This window comes from Rufibacter glacialis (assembly GCF_008271745.1).
Taxonomy (GTDB): domain Bacteria; phylum Bacteroidota; class Bacteroidia; order Cytophagales; family Hymenobacteraceae; genus Nibribacter; species Nibribacter glacialis.
In genome coordinates this window covers 495,531-510,809 of sequence record NZ_VKKZ01000021.1, presented here as the reverse complement: position 1 = coordinate 510,809, position 15,279 = coordinate 495,531, and the positions used below count along the sequence as shown (strand labels likewise).

Below are 15,279 nucleotides of genomic sequence, written 5' to 3'. Positions count from 1 at the left end.
TCCAAAAAAGCCCCTCTCTGTGGGAGAAGGGCTAGGGGAAGGCTCTTACCGAAGAGGCTTGGGCATGACGGGCAGGCTTTCATGGCCTTCCGCGTCTACGGCCTGTACGGCAAAGAAATAATTGTCTTTGGAGTAGGGCAGGGTAGTGGTGGTGCCTTCCACATAGATCTTCTTCTCCCACATGGGCGCTGAGGTTTCCCGCATGAGAATGTAGTAACCCACGGGTCTTTCGCCTTTGGCGGGGGCCTTCCATCTCAACTCAGTCTGGTTGGTGAGGTTGCTGGTGACTACGCCTACTTCCTCAGGTGAATAAGGGGCCAGGGCCAGGTTTGCCAGGGTGGCCAGGTTCATGGCGGTGTTCTTGCGCACGTACTCAAAGTCCACGTGCTCCGGGAAGTCACCGTAGGCGATGCCGTTTTCGGTGCGCACGTTCTGGTGTTGGTAGCGGTAGTTCTCGTTCATCTCGCATACCCTGATGGCGGTGAAACCGGCCTGGCTGAAGGGGGTATGGTCGCCGCCGCGCAGGAAACGGTCGGTGCGGTAGTTCAGGACCACCTCCAGCTGGGGCACGTACCGCGAAGTCATCTCCTTCATGTAGCGGGCCAGTTGGCGGCTGCGGCTGTCGTTCTCACCGCCGGTGCTTTTGCGCAGGGCCGTCATCTCAGGGGTTTCCAGCGCGGGAACACCCTCAGAGAAAATCCGCACGCGGGTGTTGTCTTTCAGGTTGGTTTCGTCTGAGAAAGAATTCCCGATCATGTCATTGTTGAGCATAGCCACCAGGTTCCAGTTCTCGGCTTTGGCACGCTCTGCTAGGTGCTTGGCGCCGTATAGGCCCTGCTCTTCGCCCTGCACGCACACAAAGATGATGGTGGCGGGAAAGGACTGCTTGGCCATGACGCGGGCCAGTTCTAGCACGGCGGCGGTACCAGAAGCGTCATCATTGGCGCCGGGGGCTTTGCCGGTGGCATCCATCACATCTGAGTTGCGGGAATCAATGTGCCCGCTCACAATGAACACGCGGTCATCAGCGGGATCAGTGCCTTTGAGGGTGGCCATCACGTTGGCCATTTCCACGTCTTCCTTGATGCGGCGGCCGTCGGCTTTGATGGTGTATTTGTCCTGGGTCACCGTCATGCGGCCGTTAGAGGTGGCGGCGGCTTTTTTGAATTCGGCCTCGGCCCAGTTACGGGCGGCGCCAATGCCTTTTTTCTTGTCTTTGACCGTGCTCAGCGAATGGCGGGTCTCAAAGCTCACCAGGCCGCGCACCAACCGCTCCAGTTCCTGGGCAGAGACCTGCTCGGTCAGGGACTTGATCACAGGGTCGGTTTTGACAATGGTTTGGGCCCCGGCCAGGTGGGAGAGCAGGAAAACGCCGGCCGCAGCGGCCCCTACGCGGGCAAAAGAAGGAAAAGAAAGAAGCATAAGAAGGAGTGGTTGTCTAAATGGGGTTTTCTGTCGTGTAATTTCCGCAATAATCGGGAGAAACCAATAACCTGCGGCCTGCCCCGATGAGAAACTGTTTCAAGCCCTTTTTCAGGAAAACAGCGCCAAAAGGGGGAGGAAAAAATGTTCTTCGTGGAACATTTTCAAGGGCAAGCAACGTGAACGTGTGTTAGTACGTTTTACTCAGGACCACCAAATGCATGAACTATGAGCCAACCCGTTTCACCCGGCAGAGAGTTTCTGGACAGTGTCCATTATTACTTTGACCAGGCAGCCCAACATTCCAAACTCCACCCTGGTATCATCTCCCAGATCAAGATCTGTAACAGTGTCTACAAAGTCAACTTCCCGGTTGAGGTAGACGGCCAGATACAGGTGTTTGAGGGAATAAGGGCCCAGCACAGCCAACACAAGCTGCCTACTAAAGGCGGTATCCGGTACAGCATGCACGTAGACGAAGATGAGGTAGTAGCGCTGGCCACCCTCATGACATTCAAGTGTGCCGTGGTAGATGTGCCGTTTGGCGGGGCTAAAGGTGGGGTCAAGATCAACCCCAGAACCTCCTCGGTTGAGACGCTGGAACGGGTTACCCGCCGGTTTGCCTCAGAACTCATCAAGAAAAACCTCATCGGCCCGGCCGTAGATGTGCCCGCGCCCGACTATGGCACCGGTAGCCGCGAAATGGCCTGGATAGCCGATACCTACCACACCTTCAAGTTTGGCGAGACCAACGCCTTAGGCTGCGTGACCGGGAAGCCGGTAGGCCAGGGCGGGATCAGGGGCCGGAACGAGGCCACTGGTTTAGGTATCTTCTTCGGGCTGCGCGAAGCCTTGCATGACGAGGCGGTACTCAAGCCCCTTGGCCTGAGCAGCGGCGTAGCCGGCAAGCGGATCATCATCCAGGGGATAGGGAACGTGGGCTACCATGCCGGCAAGTTCCTGCAGCAAGACGGTGCCCTGATCATTGGAGTGGCCGAGCGTGAAGGCGGTCTCTTTAACCCCGACGGACTGGACATTGACAGCATTTTCCTGTACCGGAAAGAAAACAGTACGTTTGAGGGATACCCTGACGGGAAATTCATCCCCAACTCAGCGGAGATGCTGGAGTACGAATGTGACGTGTTGCTGCCGGCTGCCCTGGAGAACGTGATTCACCTGGATAACGCTGAGCGCATCCAAGCCAAAATCATTGCCGAGGGTGCGAACGGTCCTATCACGCAGGAAGCGGAGCGCATCTTGCATGCCCGCGGTGTGGTGATTCTTCCGGATCTGTACCTGAACGCGGGTGGGGTAACCGTTTCTTACTTTGAGTGGCTCAAGAACTTGTCTAACGTGCGCTTCGGGCGCATGGGCAAACGCGCCGAGGAAGCCAGCCTGAAACGTTTAGTGAGCACTATTGAGAAAACCACCGGGAAAACCCTTACCGCCGAGGAGAAACTCCTGATCATCCACGGCGCCGATGAACGCGACCTGGTGTATTCTGGCCTGGAAGACACCATGATCACAGCTTACCAGGAAATGCGGGAGGTGACGCACCAGATCAAAGGCATCACTGACCTGCGTACCGCTGGTTTCTATGCTGCCATTGAGAAGATTGGCGTCAGCTACCAGTCGCTGGGTATTTTCCCGTAAGGTTTGTTTTTTTGCTTGTTTTCCGGAAATCAGCCTGAAAACAGGAAGCCCTGCCAGATCTTTTCTGGCAGGGCTTTTTTTTACGGAGGAAGCTTTTCGTTTACTGCCGGTTTAAAGCGGAGGTAGGTTGTGGTTCCTAAAGAGGTGAGGGAAGAGGGTTTCCGCTATTCTTGGGGTAGCGAAGACTTTTAGCAAAGTGCCAAAGGCAGGGAAAAGGCGTGATAACAGAATTTCCCTCTCCCCGGGGGAGAGGGCTAGGGTGAGGGGCTGCGGGTGTTCAAAGCAAAGGCCTATCTACTTGGCAACATTTCCCTCATCCTAACCTTCTCCCTGAGGGAGAAGGAACCCCGGTATTGGGTTTTGGGCTTGATTTACAGAAAGAAGCAGGGAAATGCCTTACTGCCTAACAATTTTATACTCCCCTATGAGGAACGAAGGAAAGCGCAGATTTACTTCTCCAACCAACAAATATCTGGTTCAAGTTTTCAACTTGGACCTACCAATTTGGGAAGTCTGCGACTGCCCTCGCTGCCTCGCAGCGAAACCGGGAAAGGCGGTCCTTAGTTGAGAATAAATAGAAGCTAATAAGGAAATAACACCAGATCCTGAACCAAAACAGAAATTCACCTCAGACCAGCCGTTTTAGGTTCTTTTTCAGGAAAGGGCCCATAAACAGGTTTATTAGAGGCAGACTGTTCCGTATTTCAGGTGGTTCCTGTAATTTACCAGTGGCCTTGGCTACTAATATGTAAACCTTTTCGTACCACGGTGGAGAATCCGGCCTTACGCGCAGAATTTGTCAAGCTCATTGCCCAGGATCAGGCTCTGATCCATAAGGTATGCAGCATGTACTGCCGGGACCCGGAAGAGCGGAAAGATCTGTTTCAGGAAATAGTACTGCAACTTTGGCGGTCCTATCCTACGTTTAAGCACGAATCCAAGGTAAGTACCTGGATGTACCGGGTGGCGCTGAACACCGCTGTCTCCAGTTTCCGGAAGGAAAGCCGCCGGCCGCACCACGGGTCTCTCTCAGACATGGACCTGCAGATTCCGGCCGCGCCAGATACCTCCGCTGAGTACGAATTGAAAATCAAGTACCTCTATGCCGCTATTGACCAGCTTTCTCAGGTAGAGAAGGCCATTGTGATGCTGTACCTGGAAGATAGAAGCTATGATGAAATGGCTGAAATCATAGGTATCACCAAATCAAACGTGGGTGTGAAATTGAACCGCATCAAGGCGAAATTAGAGAAGTTGTTAACCCCGGTGTATGATGAAATTAGATAGCCTCAAAGATACCTGGAAGGTATATGCCGCCCAGGCTGCCGCCGCCCACCAAGTGACGGAGTCCCAGATTGCGGGCCTGCTCAAAGCCCGCACGGAGAATGCCGTGACCACCCTGAAACGCAACATCTACTTTGAGTTGGGGGTGCAGGTCATGACCATTCTGGTGGCGGGCCTGGGGGCTATCTTCTTCAAGGAAGACCCGGCTTTTCAGGCGCTGTGCATGGTGGTGATGGTGATCTGCCTGCCGTTCCTGGGCTATTTCTGGGCTCGGCTGTCTTATTTGAAAGGCTTGAATGTGACTACCACCAACCTGAGGGCCACCTTAGGCAACCTGATTGAGATGCTCCATGGGCTTACCAAGCTCTATTTCTGGACGAACATGCTCCTGGCGCCCATCGGCCTGGCCGCCGGGCAGTTGGCCTACCTGAAACTGGCCAAAGGCATCAGCCTCTCGCACCTGCCCTGGGAGCAGATGTATTTCCGGTTGATCCTGGGGTTTGTGATTGGGGCCGTGCTGGGCTATTTCTTCCTGAGATGGTACATCCGGAAGATGTTCGGCAACCACCTCAAATCCTTGAAAGGCGCCTATTGTGAACTGGAAAGCCTGGAGGTAGCCGCGGCATAAATTTTCTGTTCCACGTGGGTTTTCCTTCCTGACCGTGTGACCCTTCTTGTTTTCTTCTATAAAATTTATTCCTGCTTTTTCAGAAGATGCCGCTTTATAGGTAAAATCCTCTGCGGATACTTTTCCTTACATCTGGGCAAGCCTTGGAGGATTTTTCCTGTTAAGGCTTTTCTTACCATTGTTTTCGGGCCGTTTTCACTAAACAGCGGCATTTTCCTAAATGGTTAAGCAACCGTCTACTGCTTGTTGGTACGGCCAGATCTAGGGTTGCTTGCCCAACTACCAGATAAAATCCCGCTATGGCGTCTCTTCGACAAGATTGGTTCAAGCACTCTCTTTTCATCCTCCTTTGGTTTCAGAACCCTGGTTTTTAGCCTGTTTTTGAGAAAACATCCTCAGGAAAGGCGTAAAAAGACCTAACAGACCTGTAATATATAGGCGCTTGTACAGACTAATGGAAGAGAAAGGCCTCCTTATCCTTCTGTACGTATGCTTAAAGTTTTACTTTCTCACCAATGGAAAGAAGCCACCCGGTCAAGCGTGTGGCAGAAGAACCTGGCCATTAACCTGGTCCTGGGGTTCTTCATGCTGATCCTGCTGCTGTATGTGGTGCTGATCAGCCTGTTCCTGGACAAGATCCTGGAACAGCTGCTGCCCGGAAAAGATCCGGTGGCCATCATCAACGGGGTGTTGCTCTATTACTTTCTGCTAGACCTGGCGTTGCGGTTCTTCATGCAGGAACTGCCGGTGCTGGGCATTCAGCCGTATCTGCACCTGCCGGTGGGCAAGGGGAAATTAGTGCATTTCGTGCTCTGGAAGTCCATTACCAGCCTCTTCAATTTTCTGCCCTTGCTGCTGTTCATTCCGTTCGCGATGAAAGTATTGCCTGCGGTGTACGGCACCAGCGGGGTGTGGCTGTGGGTGCTGGGGCTTTTCCTGCTCACGCTCACCAATAATTTCCTGACCCTGTATTTCAAGCGCCAACTGGTAGAGAAACCCATGGTGACGGTGGGGTTTCTGTTGGCGGTAGTAGCCCTGGCCCTGGTAGATTACCTGGGGTACATTTCCTTGGGCGCCGCCTCGGGTACTTTCTTCCAGGCCCTGGGCCAGAACCCGGTGTGGGTGCTGGTGCCGCTGGTGCTGCTGGTGGCCGTGTACCTGCTCAATTACCGGTTCCTGATGGCGCATACCTACCCAGAAGAGATGCGCGTCAGAAAACAGGCGAGCGTAGGAGCCTCCGCTGAGATCGGTTTTTTGCAGCGCTTTGGGGAACTGGGCACCCTGATTGGACTGGAGCTGAAGTTGATCCTGCGCCACAAACGGCCCAAGTCCACTACCATGATGTCTGTCTTCTTTCTGGCGTACGGGTTCATCTTCTACACCAATGAGATCTACACCAACGGCTTTGCCATGCTCATCTTCCCGGGTATTTTCATGACCGGCTTCCTGATGCTCAGTTACGGGCAGTTTGTGCCGGGCTGGCAGAGTGCCCATTTTGATGCCTTGCTCACCAAGCGCTTGAGCCCCTATACCTTTTACCTGGGCAAGTTCTGGCTCTTTGTACCTGCCTGCACCATTGCGTATCTGGTCACGCTGCTCTACGGGCTCATGCCGGGCATAGGCGGCAAGATCGTGCTCATCAATACCGCCTGTTTTCTCTACAACATAGGCATCAACACTTTTGTGGTGTTGTTCCTGAGCACCTACAACAAGAAACGCATTGACCTGAGCAAGAGCGCTTCTTTCAACTGGCAGGGGGTGGGGGCTTCCCAGTTCATCATGATGTTGCCGGCCCTCCTGCTGCCCATCCTGATCTACCTGCCCTTCGGGCTGATGGATAGACCGTGGTGGGGCATTGCCGCCATGGCGCTGGTAGGGCTGCTGGGATTCATCTTCCACCGGCAGTTGCTGGGCGTGGTGGTCAACCGGTTCCAGCGGGAGAAGTACGCCATTGCCGCCGGTTTCAGGCAGGCATAAGCGGGTGGTCTAGCGTGACCAAGGAAAAAATTTGTCTCTGCAGTTAAAGTCTTACAACAACGCAAGTGATGGCCCTTTCAAGGTTGCCGGCATGCGCCAATTGAAAACAATATGATAGAAGTACGCGACCTCCAAAAAAGCTACAACGGGGTAACCGTAGTGAATATTCCCGCCCTCTCCGTGCAGAAAGGGGAAACCGTAGGGCTGGTGGGCAACAACGGGGCTGGCAAGACCACCTTCTTCCGGATGATCCTGGACCTGATCAGGCCCTCCAGCGGTGAGGTGTTCAGCCAGGGCGAGAACGTGCGCTCCACAGAGGACTGGAAACAATACACTGGCTCGCATTTGGACGAAGGCTTCCTGATTGATTTCCTTACCCCCGAGGAGTATTTCGCCTTCCTGGGCAAGCTGCATGGCTTGACCACGGGTGATGTGCAGGCTTTCCTGGAAAGCTTCCGGGACTTCTTCAACGGGGAGATCCTGGAACAGCGCAAGTACATCAGGGACTTCTCTAAAGGAAACCAGAAAAAGGTAGGCGTGGCCGCCGCCGTCATGTCTGATCCTGATCTGCTTATTCTGGATGAACCCTTCGCCAACCTGGACCCCAGCTCTCAGATCAGGCTCAAGAACCTGCTCAAAGACCTCAAATGCCGGGGCATGACCATGCTTATCTCCAGCCATGACCTGAGCCACGTCACCGAGGTGTGTGACCGCATTGTGCTGCTGGAAAAAGGCAAGGTAGTAGAAGACATGAAAACCGACGAAACCACGCTTCAGCAGCTGGAAAGCTACTTTACCGTCTAGTTATCCACCAGTCTTTCTGTGGAAAAGCAGAATGTCGAAACACACTAATCCACAGGTGGTGGGTAATGCAGAATGCTTTGTTTAAGGGCCGTTTTTCAAAAACAGCCCTTAAACAAAGCATCTTCTTTTGGAAGCCAGTGCCGCTTAATGTGGGGGTGAGAAACTGGTGATGCAGACCAATGCCATTTAAAGCCTAATTTAGGAAAATGGGCAAGTTTATGAGGGCATCGTCGGTCAGCAAATATACTTAGAACATCAGCCTTGGAGGTCCTCATGGCCTAGTTTACAATAAAGCAGCCGGGCGTCAAGGGAACTTACCTAAAAGACAAATTGGCTTCCGCCGAACCACCACGGGAGGCTCTTCTTTCCAGGCTTGTTTTGAAAAATCTGGCCTAAAACGCAGTTGTAGTTTCGGGCGTATAGCCTACCTTCAAGACCCACCTCTCCATGGATTCACTCACCCACGCCGCGCTGGGGGCCTGCCTCGGCGACCTCTTGCTGTCTAAAAAGCTAGGCAAACGGGCTTTGCTTTGGGGGGCCGTGGCGGCGAACCTGCCAGACCTAGACGTGGCCGCGGCCCTGTGGTTAGAGCCCTACCAGAATCTGCTGGTGCACCGGGGGGCTACCCATTCCCTTCTGTTCGCGCTGGTAGCGGCCCTGCTACTAAGTGCCTTGGCGCACCGGTGGTACAAAGACCGGCAGATCTCCTGGGGGCAGTTCTTCCTGTTTTTCCTGGTGCAGCTGGTCGTACATGACCTGGTAGATACCTGTACCGCCTATGGAACCGGCCTGCTGGAGCCTTTCCAGCACCATCGCTTTTCTTTTCACCTGCTGTATGTGGCAGATCCTTTCTTTTCTTTGGGGTCTGCCGTGGCGCTGGTGGCCCTGCTCTGGCTCAAGGACACGCACCCCGCCCGGTGGCGCTGGGCGGTGGCAGGTTTGGTGCTGCCGGCGCTTTACCTGGGGTACGCCGTGTCAAACCAGATACAGGTGCGGGAGAAAGTAATAGCCTCCCTGGAAAAACAAAAGCTGCCTTACTCTGGATTTTTTGTCACGCCCACGCCGCTGAACAATTGGCTGTGGTACGTGGTGGCGCAGGCAGAGGCCGGGTATTATGTGGGCCACGTGTCTGTCTTCTCTCCGCCGGAACTCACCACCAAATTCCAGTATTTCCCCCAGAACAAGACTTTGCTGACCTCCGCACCAGACCAACAGGAAGTACAGGAACTACAGAAATTTGCCCGGGGGTATTATACCGTAGAGCGCCGGAATGACTCGCTGGTGTTCAACGTGCTGCGGTACGGGCAAATCATGGGCTGGCAGAACCCCCGCAACCCATTCACGTTCCATTACTATCTGTATCCGCAGGGCATAGACAACAAACTGGTCATGCAGCGCGGCCGCTTACGAGGCTGGAACCAAGAGGCGCTCAAGGCTATGTTCAAGATGATCCTGGTGGGGCGGGAGAAGAAACCTTAAGCGAAAGGCCAGTAAATGCCTAAAGAGAACTTATAAATTGCTAGAGCCCTCCGCTGATGAGGGCTTTTCAACCCATACCTCCGTTCACGTTAAAGAGAATCCAAGTGGCGTATCTGCTGGAAAGCATTGATTGGTTGCTGATCTGGAACATCGTGTACTTCACGGTGATGATAGGGGTATGCCTGCGGATTATCTATGACACCGATTCTACCTCCAAAACACTGGCCTACCTGCTGCTGGTGATCTTTGTGCCGGTGATAGGCATCATCATCTACTTCTCCTTCGGCATCAACTACAAGAAGCGCCGCATGTACACCAAGAAACTGGTGGAGGGCGAGATCTTCCTGCAGGAGCTGGAAGAACGGGTGATTTCCTACTCCAAGGAAATATTCGCCAGCAGTGCGACGGTGCAAGGCTACAAAGAACTGGTGAAGCTTTTGGTGAAAGACGGCCTTAGTCCCTTGACCGGCGGCAACCACGTGGAACTACTGCTGAACGGCGAGGAGAAATTCCCGAAGGTGCTACAGGCGCTGCGCCAGGCCCAACACCACATCCACCTGGAATACTACGTCATTGACAATGATACCATAGGCAACCAAATCAAGGATGTCCTGATTCTGAAGGCGCGGGCCGGGGTGGAGGTGCGCTTTATCTATGATGATTACGGCAGCAGGGCCATCCGGGGAGAATACGTGGCCGAGCTACGGGCGGCCGGGGTAGAGGCCTATCCGTTCCACAAAATCCACTTCCTGTTGCTGGCCAACCGGCTCAATTACCGCAACCACCGCAAGATCATCATCATAGACGCCCAGATAGGGTTTGTAGGCGGCATCAACATTGCAGACCGGTACATCAACCAGCCCCAGCACCAGGAAAGGCTTTTCTGGCGCGACACCCACCTGAAAATACAGGGCCCCGGCATCTATTACCTGCAGTACCTGTTTTTCTGTGACTGGAACTTCTCCTCGGGCCAGCAGCTGCACCCGCATAGAAGTTACTTTGTTGCCGAGCCCCAGCCAGAATCCCACACCTTGGTGCAGATTGCCGCCAGCGGGCCAGACTCTCCGCATCCAACCATCCTGTTCTCGTTGCTGCAGGCCATCTTCCTGGCTCAGAAAGAAGTCCTGATCACCTCGCCGTACTTTATTCCTGGCGAGAGTATTCTGCAGGCGCTGACCGTGGCGGCCATGGGAGGAGTCTCTGTGAAGCTGCTGGTACCGGGTACCTCAGACTCCGCGCTGGTGAACGCGGCGGCCTGGTCATATTATGATGACATGCTCAAGGCCGGCGTAGAGATTTACCTGTACCAGAAAGGTTTCGTCCATTCCAAGACCATGGTCATAGACGGCACCGTGAGCATGGTAGGTACCGCCAACATGGACAACCGCAGCTTTGAGCTCAACTTTGAGGTGAATGCCGTGGTCTATGATACCGCCCTTTCCCAGCAGCTGCGCGATGTTTTCTACCAGGACCTGGAGCACGCCACCAAGATTGAGCTGGAAGCCTGGCGGGAAAGGTCTCGCCTGAAACAGTTCTTTGAGAAACTGGCCCGTTTGCTGTCGCCGTTGCTGTAGGAGGGGAAGGTGTTTAGGGCCTGTTTTCAGGCAAAGGAACCTATAGCTGCTTAAAGGGCAAACCCCAGCTGGCACCGCTGGCCTACCAGGGCAGAGATATTCTGGCGCAGCTCCAGGTTGGTTTTTATCTCTTTGAACTCCCGCTCAGACCGGGCCTTGATCTCTTTGCGTTGCAGGGCCTCCAAAAAGCGCCGGGCATCTTCTGCACTCTCCAATAGAAGGCCGGGCACTTTGGTGGGTTTATCGTCTTCGCCTTTGGCCACCATGGTAAAGTAAGAGGTGTTGGTGTGCTTCACGAAGCCCGATTTCACATTCTCAGCGATGACTTTGATGCCCACCAGCAAAGAGGTGTGGCCCACGTAGTTCACAGAGGCCATCAAGCTCACCAGCTCGCCCACCTCTACCGGCTGCAGAAAATTAACCCCGTCCACTGTGACCGTCACGCAGTAGTTACCCGCATGCTTGGCCGCGCAGGCATAGGCTACTTTGTCCATGAGCGACAGCAGAATACCCCCGTGGATCTTGCCCCCGAAGTTGGCGTAGCTGGGAATCATCAGTTCGGTGAGGGTGGTGCGGGAATGGGAGACTGCCCTGAAGATGTCTGGTTCTGGAATAGGTTCGTGCATGGGGCTTCTACGCTGTTTTCCAGAAATAGGGTAGAAACCGGGAGAATCAGGAACGCACCTCTGGATTACCTGGTACTGATGGAGGAACAGGTGATGGAAGATAACGTCATCTTTCCTTGGTGCAGCACCAGCTGGCGTTTATTCCTTAGGTCGGTAATTTTCTTTTGTACGGCCTGCTTCTCAGCAAGTGAGGGAAAAGACGCATTTCCGGCCAGGCCGAACTCAAGTGAAACCACTGCTGAGAAAGTATCTGGCAGAGCACCAGCGGGTTGTTTTCTGAGTTTTTGGAGAAGAAGCTGCTGATTGGATAGATCAAAAGCAGGAGAGGTGGCATACAGCGACTCCAATTGGTAAATGCCGGCTTCCTTTGAGATGAGAAGCAGGGCAAGCCTCGGCTCTTTTGGAAAGTCACCACTCCGGAAATGAAGGGAAGTATCCACTATCTTCTTCAGCAACAAGGTATCCAGAGCAGGGGGAACAGATTGGCCGCTACCCATTCTGACACCTATCAGGAACCCTGCAAGAAGAAGATATTTCATAGGGGACTAGGCCAGTATTACAGGAACACTACGTCATCAATCACTTTCTCGCCCATCTCAGAATTGATGAGGGAGATGACTTTGGTCTTGGCCATGTTCAGCTCGTGCTTGAGCGGGGCCGAGGTAAGGCGCACGAACAGCTTACGGTTGCGCACGAACACCTCCTGGGTTTTAAGGGCAATGGCCTTGCCCATGATCTTCTCCCAGGAGCTCACCAACTGCACCTCACTCAGCTTCCCGTTCAGCTTATAGGCTTTGAGCATGGCATCAATGCTGTCTTTCAAAGAGATAGTATCAGCTTTGCGCATGAACGGACTGGTAGGATTAAGCGGACGCAGGGACATAAAGGGCTTTTTTAGGTAAGGCTACGGCGCTAAATTACTTTAATTGCAGGCGCTTTGGTGGGGTTTGGCCAGATGAATTTACCAACCGGGTTATCCCCACGGTTACCAGAGTTATACACTTGCTGTTGACAGGCTGTTTTACAGAAATCCAGTCCAAAGCACCTTTCCTTCATACGAGACTTCTCCGCAATCTACGGCCGAAAAGGCTGATATTATTTCAATGAACCCTAAAGCGCTGACATAGGAGAACCACCATCAGAGCCGGGAAGGAGACTACTACAAAGAAGCAATTATAACCCCATTCGGCCTTTTGGCCTACTTTCCAGAAAAGAAGCAAAAATCAGGGGTATATCTATCCCAGCATGAGAATCCACTGTAGCGGCGTTACACCGTAACGCCGTGGTGCAAGTCCCAAACTGTGGTGCAAGTCCCAAACCGAGGTGCAAGTCCCAAACCGAGGTGCAAGTCCCAAACCGAGGTGCAAGTCCCCAAACCGTGGTGCAAGCCGCCAGAGCAGTTCCTCAAAACAGTGATTTTCCCCTAGCCAGATCAGTTTGGTGGTTTACAGAGGAGAACTGCCTAAAGATAAATCAGCTTCGGCGTTACAGGGTAACGCCGCTACAGGTCTTCCTCCTCAATGGTCTCGGCGGTGCCTTCTGAGATTCTGAACCGCCTGATATTGTTAGACAGGGGCTGAAGGATTTTATCGGTGCGGTCCAGGTGCGTGTCTGTAAGGAAAATCTGGCCGAAGGTGTGGTTGGCCACCAGTTGCATGAGCTGCGTGATGCGCTTCTCGTCCAGGCGGTCAAAGATATCGTCCAGGAGCAGGAGCGGTTTCTGGCCGTTTTTCGCAGAAAGCATCTCAAACTGGGCCAGCTTGAGGGCAATCACATAGCTTTTCTGCTGCCCCTGTGAGCCGAAGTTCTTCACGCTCTTGCCCTCCATCAGGAACACGAAATCGTCTTTGTGCGGGCCCACGGTGGTGCGTTGCAGGAGCAGGTCTTTGCGGTGGCTCTGGTCTAGCAGGTAGGCATAGTTCTGCCGCAGGAGCTGGCTCTGGTAGGCCAGCGTCACCACTTCATGGGAATCTGAAAGGTGCCGGTAGTGCCGCTGGAACACGGGTTCAAAGGATTCCAGAAAGGCCGCCCGCCTGATGCCCAGTTCCGTGCCCAGTGGCATGAGTTGCTCATCTAACACTTGCAGGTACTCCTTGTCCACATAGTTCTTTTCATAGAACTGCTTCAGAAGCGAGTTGCGCTGCTTAAGCACGTAGGTATAATGAATGAGCAGGTCCAGATAGGAGTGGTCCAGCTGGGCCATGAGCGAGTCAAAGAATTTGCGGCGCTCCTCACTGCCCTCCCTGATCAGGTCGGTGTCATAGGGCGAGATGAGCACCACCGGGAACTTGCCCACATGTTCGCTCACCCGCTCATAAGGGGCTTTGTTTAAGGTGATAATCTTTTTCTGCCCGTTTTTTAAATAACACTGCACGGCGCTTATTTTCTCTTCGGTTTTAAACCGGCCGCGTACAATGAAATAGTCCTCGCCCTCTTTGATGTTCTGCAGGTCTGAGGAGGTAAAAGCGCTTTTGGTGAGCGAGAGGTAGTGGATGGCGTCTAATAGGTTAGTCTTGCCGCTGCCGTTGTCGCCAATGAAACAGTTGATGTGCGGAGAAAAAGGCAAGGTAGCTTCCTCGTAGTTCTTGAAGTGCAGGACGTGTAGATTTTCGAGGAGCATGAACTTGTTTTCAGATTTTTACTTAATTTCGCATGTTATAATACCTTACAGAACCAACCCGGGGCTAAAGCTACCGGTAAAAAGCCAGCAGGCAAGTTCTGAAATTTTTGACTTAACCCTTACGAATTACCTATACTAGTATGGCAGAGACGAAAGCAGCGAAGACGAATAATGCGAAAAAGGCAAAGGTAAACGCTGCCCCAGCATTTTCAAAAGAGACCTATATGCGCTGGTATGAGATGATGCAACTCATGCGCAAATTTGAGGAGAAAGCCGGCCAGTTATACGGCCAGCAGAAAATCAAAGGTTTCTGTCACCTCTACATTGGCCAGGAAGCCTGTGCGGCCGGTGCCATCACCGCCCTCACCAAAGACGATAAATGGATCACGGCCTACCGTGACCACGCCCACCCGCTGGGGCTGGGAACTTCTCCTAACGCTGTTATGGCCGAGATGTACGCCAAATCCACCGGTTGCTCTAAAGGCAAAGGCGGTTCCATGCACATTTTTGACAAATCAGTCAATTTCGCCGGCGGCCACGGGATTGTGGGTGCCCAGGTGCCTATGGGCGCGGGTCTGGCCTTCGCTGAGAAATACAACAAGACCGGCAACCTGTGCATCACGTACATGGGTGACGGTGCCGTGCGTCAGGGAGCCTTGCATGAGGCCTTCAACATGGCCATGCTCTGGAAACTGCCCGTGATCTTTGTGGTAGAGAACAACGGCTACGCCATGGGTACCTCGGTGCAGCGTACGTCTAACGTGACCGAACTCTACAAACTAGGCTTGTCTTATGACATGCCTTCTGAGGCGGTAAATGCCATGCGTTGCGAAGATGTGCATGATGCCGTAGCCCGTGCCGCTGAGCGTGCCCGCGCCGGTGAAGGCCCTACCTTCCTGGAGTTCCGCACCTACCGCTACAAAGGCCACTCTATGTCTGACCCGGCTAAGTACCGTACCAAAGAGGAACTGGAGAACTACCGTAACCAAGATCCTATTGAGAGCGTGCGTTTCACCATTCTGGAGAACCAATACGCTACTGAGCAGGAACTGGAAGAGATTGACAACAAAATCAAGGCCCAGGTACAGGAGTCGGTGGAGTTCGCGGAGAAGTCTCCGTACCCAGAACCAGAGGAATTGTACACCGACATCTACGTAGAGCCTAACTACCCTTACGTGATGGACTAAAAAACCAGGCCCGCGGGAACCCAAG

At 53.4% G+C, this 15,279-nt stretch carries 13 protein-coding genes; 8 read left to right on the top strand and 5 right to left on the bottom strand.

Annotation, left to right across the window (positions count from 1 at the left end; all coding sequences use genetic code 11):
- Window positions 1-45: 45 nt before the first annotated feature.
- A complete protein-coding gene (locus tag FOE74_RS13865) occupies window positions 46-1,422 on the bottom strand; it encodes a M28 family metallopeptidase (RefSeq protein WP_149099201.1) in 1,377 nt (458 codons plus the stop codon).
- Between the two features lie 228 nt (window positions 1,423-1,650).
- On the opposite strand from FOE74_RS13865, the gene FOE74_RS13860 reads away from it, so the two are divergent.
- The 7 genes from FOE74_RS13860 to cls all read left to right on the top strand — a co-directional run bounded on the left by FOE74_RS13860 (window position 1,651) and on the right by cls (window position 10,821).
- Window positions 1,651-3,075: a Glu/Leu/Phe/Val family dehydrogenase gene (locus FOE74_RS13860; RefSeq protein WP_149099200.1), complete on the top strand. Its 1,425-nt coding sequence runs from the start codon at window positions 1,651-1,653 to the stop codon at window positions 3,073-3,075.
- 768 nt (window positions 3,076-3,843) lie between these two features.
- A complete protein-coding gene (locus FOE74_RS13855) occupies window positions 3,844-4,362 on the top strand; it encodes an RNA polymerase sigma factor (protein ID WP_123126979.1) in 519 nt (172 codons plus the stop codon).
- A complete protein-coding gene (locus tag FOE74_RS13850) occupies window positions 4,346-4,987 on the top strand; it encodes a hypothetical protein (RefSeq protein ID WP_149099199.1) in 642 nt (213 codons plus the stop codon). The genes FOE74_RS13855 and FOE74_RS13850 overlap by 17 nt, the downstream gene beginning before the upstream one ends.
- 489 nt (window positions 4,988-5,476) lie before the next feature.
- Window positions 5,477-6,964 (top strand): DUF5687 family protein, encoded by a 1,488-nt coding sequence (locus tag FOE74_RS13845; protein ID WP_149099198.1) that lies wholly within the window; start codon window positions 5,477-5,479, stop codon window positions 6,962-6,964.
- Window positions 6,965-7,075: 111 nt separating this feature from the next.
- Window positions 7,076-7,768, top strand: coding sequence for an ABC transporter ATP-binding protein (locus FOE74_RS13840; protein WP_149099197.1), 693 nt, complete (start codon window positions 7,076-7,078; stop codon window positions 7,766-7,768).
- Window positions 7,769-8,215: 447 nt separating this feature from the next.
- Window positions 8,216-9,247: a metal-dependent hydrolase gene (locus FOE74_RS13835; RefSeq protein WP_149099196.1), complete on the top strand. Its 1,032-nt coding sequence runs from the start codon at window positions 8,216-8,218 to the stop codon at window positions 9,245-9,247.
- 56 nt (window positions 9,248-9,303) lie between these two features.
- The gene (cls, locus tag FOE74_RS13830; protein WP_225840815.1) at window positions 9,304-10,821 is read left to right on the top strand and encodes a cardiolipin synthase; all 1,518 of its coding nucleotides are present in this window, start codon (window positions 9,304-9,306) and stop codon (window positions 10,819-10,821) included.
- 50 nt (window positions 10,822-10,871) lie between these two features.
- Here cls and FOE74_RS13825 read toward each other — a convergent pair whose 3' ends face one another.
- From FOE74_RS13825 to recF, 4 genes are all read right to left on the bottom strand, one after another.
- Window positions 10,872-11,447 (bottom strand): acyl-CoA thioesterase, encoded by a 576-nt coding sequence (locus FOE74_RS13825; RefSeq protein ID WP_149099195.1) that lies wholly within the window; start codon window positions 11,445-11,447, stop codon window positions 10,872-10,874.
- 65 nt (window positions 11,448-11,512) lie between these two features.
- Window positions 11,513-11,986, bottom strand: coding sequence for a hypothetical protein (locus FOE74_RS13820; RefSeq protein WP_149099194.1), 474 nt, complete (start codon window positions 11,984-11,986; stop codon window positions 11,513-11,515).
- Window positions 11,987-12,003: 17 nt separating this feature from the next.
- Complete coding sequence (locus FOE74_RS13815) at window positions 12,004-12,330, bottom strand: DUF721 domain-containing protein (protein ID WP_188686672.1); 327 nt, start codon at window positions 12,328-12,330, stop codon at window positions 12,004-12,006.
- Window positions 12,331-12,948: 618 nt separating this feature from the next.
- Window positions 12,949-14,067 carry a DNA replication/repair protein RecF gene (gene recF, locus FOE74_RS13810; RefSeq protein ID WP_149099193.1) on the bottom strand — a complete coding sequence of 373 codons (1,119 nt, stop codon included), beginning with the start codon at window positions 14,065-14,067 and terminating at the stop codon, window positions 12,949-12,951.
- A 140-nt stretch (window positions 14,068-14,207) separates the two neighbouring features.
- Between recF and pdhA the strand changes: the two genes are divergently transcribed.
- Window positions 14,208-15,254 (top strand): pyruvate dehydrogenase (acetyl-transferring) E1 component subunit alpha, encoded by a 1,047-nt coding sequence (gene pdhA, locus FOE74_RS13805; RefSeq protein WP_149099192.1) that lies wholly within the window; start codon window positions 14,208-14,210, stop codon window positions 15,252-15,254.
- Window positions 15,255-15,279: the final 25 nt, after the last annotated feature.

Excerpts from the sequence above, each read along its gene's own strand:
- FOE74_RS13845 (WP_149099198.1), top strand. The coding sequence starts at position 5,477 with ATGCTTAAAGTTTTACTTTCTCACCAATGGAAAGAAGCCACCCGGTCA.
- FOE74_RS13840 (WP_149099197.1), top strand. The coding sequence starts at position 7,076 with ATGATAGAAGTACGCGACCTCCAAAAAAGCTACAACGGGGTAACCGTA.
- FOE74_RS13820 (WP_149099194.1), bottom strand. The coding sequence starts at position 11,986 with ATGAAATATCTTCTTCTTGCAGGGTTCCTGATAGGTGTCAGAATGGGT.
- recF (WP_149099193.1), bottom strand. The coding sequence starts at position 14,067 with ATGCTCCTCGAAAATCTACACGTCCTGCACTTCAAGAACTACGAGGAA.
- FOE74_RS13860 (WP_149099200.1), top strand. The coding sequence starts at position 1,651 with ATGAGCCAACCCGTTTCACCCGGCAGAGAGTTTCTGGACAGTGTCCAT.
- FOE74_RS13815 (WP_188686672.1), bottom strand. The coding sequence starts at position 12,330 with ATGTCCCTGCGTCCGCTTAATCCTACCAGTCCGTTCATGCGCAAAGCT.
- pdhA (WP_149099192.1), top strand. The coding sequence starts at position 14,208 with ATGGCAGAGACGAAAGCAGCGAAGACGAATAATGCGAAAAAGGCAAAG.
- FOE74_RS13850 (WP_149099199.1), top strand. The coding sequence starts at position 4,346 with ATGATGAAATTAGATAGCCTCAAAGATACCTGGAAGGTATATGCCGCC.
- FOE74_RS13835 (WP_149099196.1), top strand. The coding sequence starts at position 8,216 with ATGGATTCACTCACCCACGCCGCGCTGGGGGCCTGCCTCGGCGACCTC.
- FOE74_RS13865 (WP_149099201.1), bottom strand. The coding sequence starts at position 1,422 with ATGCTTCTTTCTTTTCCTTCTTTTGCCCGCGTAGGGGCCGCTGCGGCC.
- FOE74_RS13825 (WP_149099195.1), bottom strand. The coding sequence starts at position 11,447 with ATGCACGAACCTATTCCAGAACCAGACATCTTCAGGGCAGTCTCCCAT.
- cls (WP_225840815.1), top strand. The coding sequence starts at position 9,304 with ATGAGGGCTTTTCAACCCATACCTCCGTTCACGTTAAAGAGAATCCAA.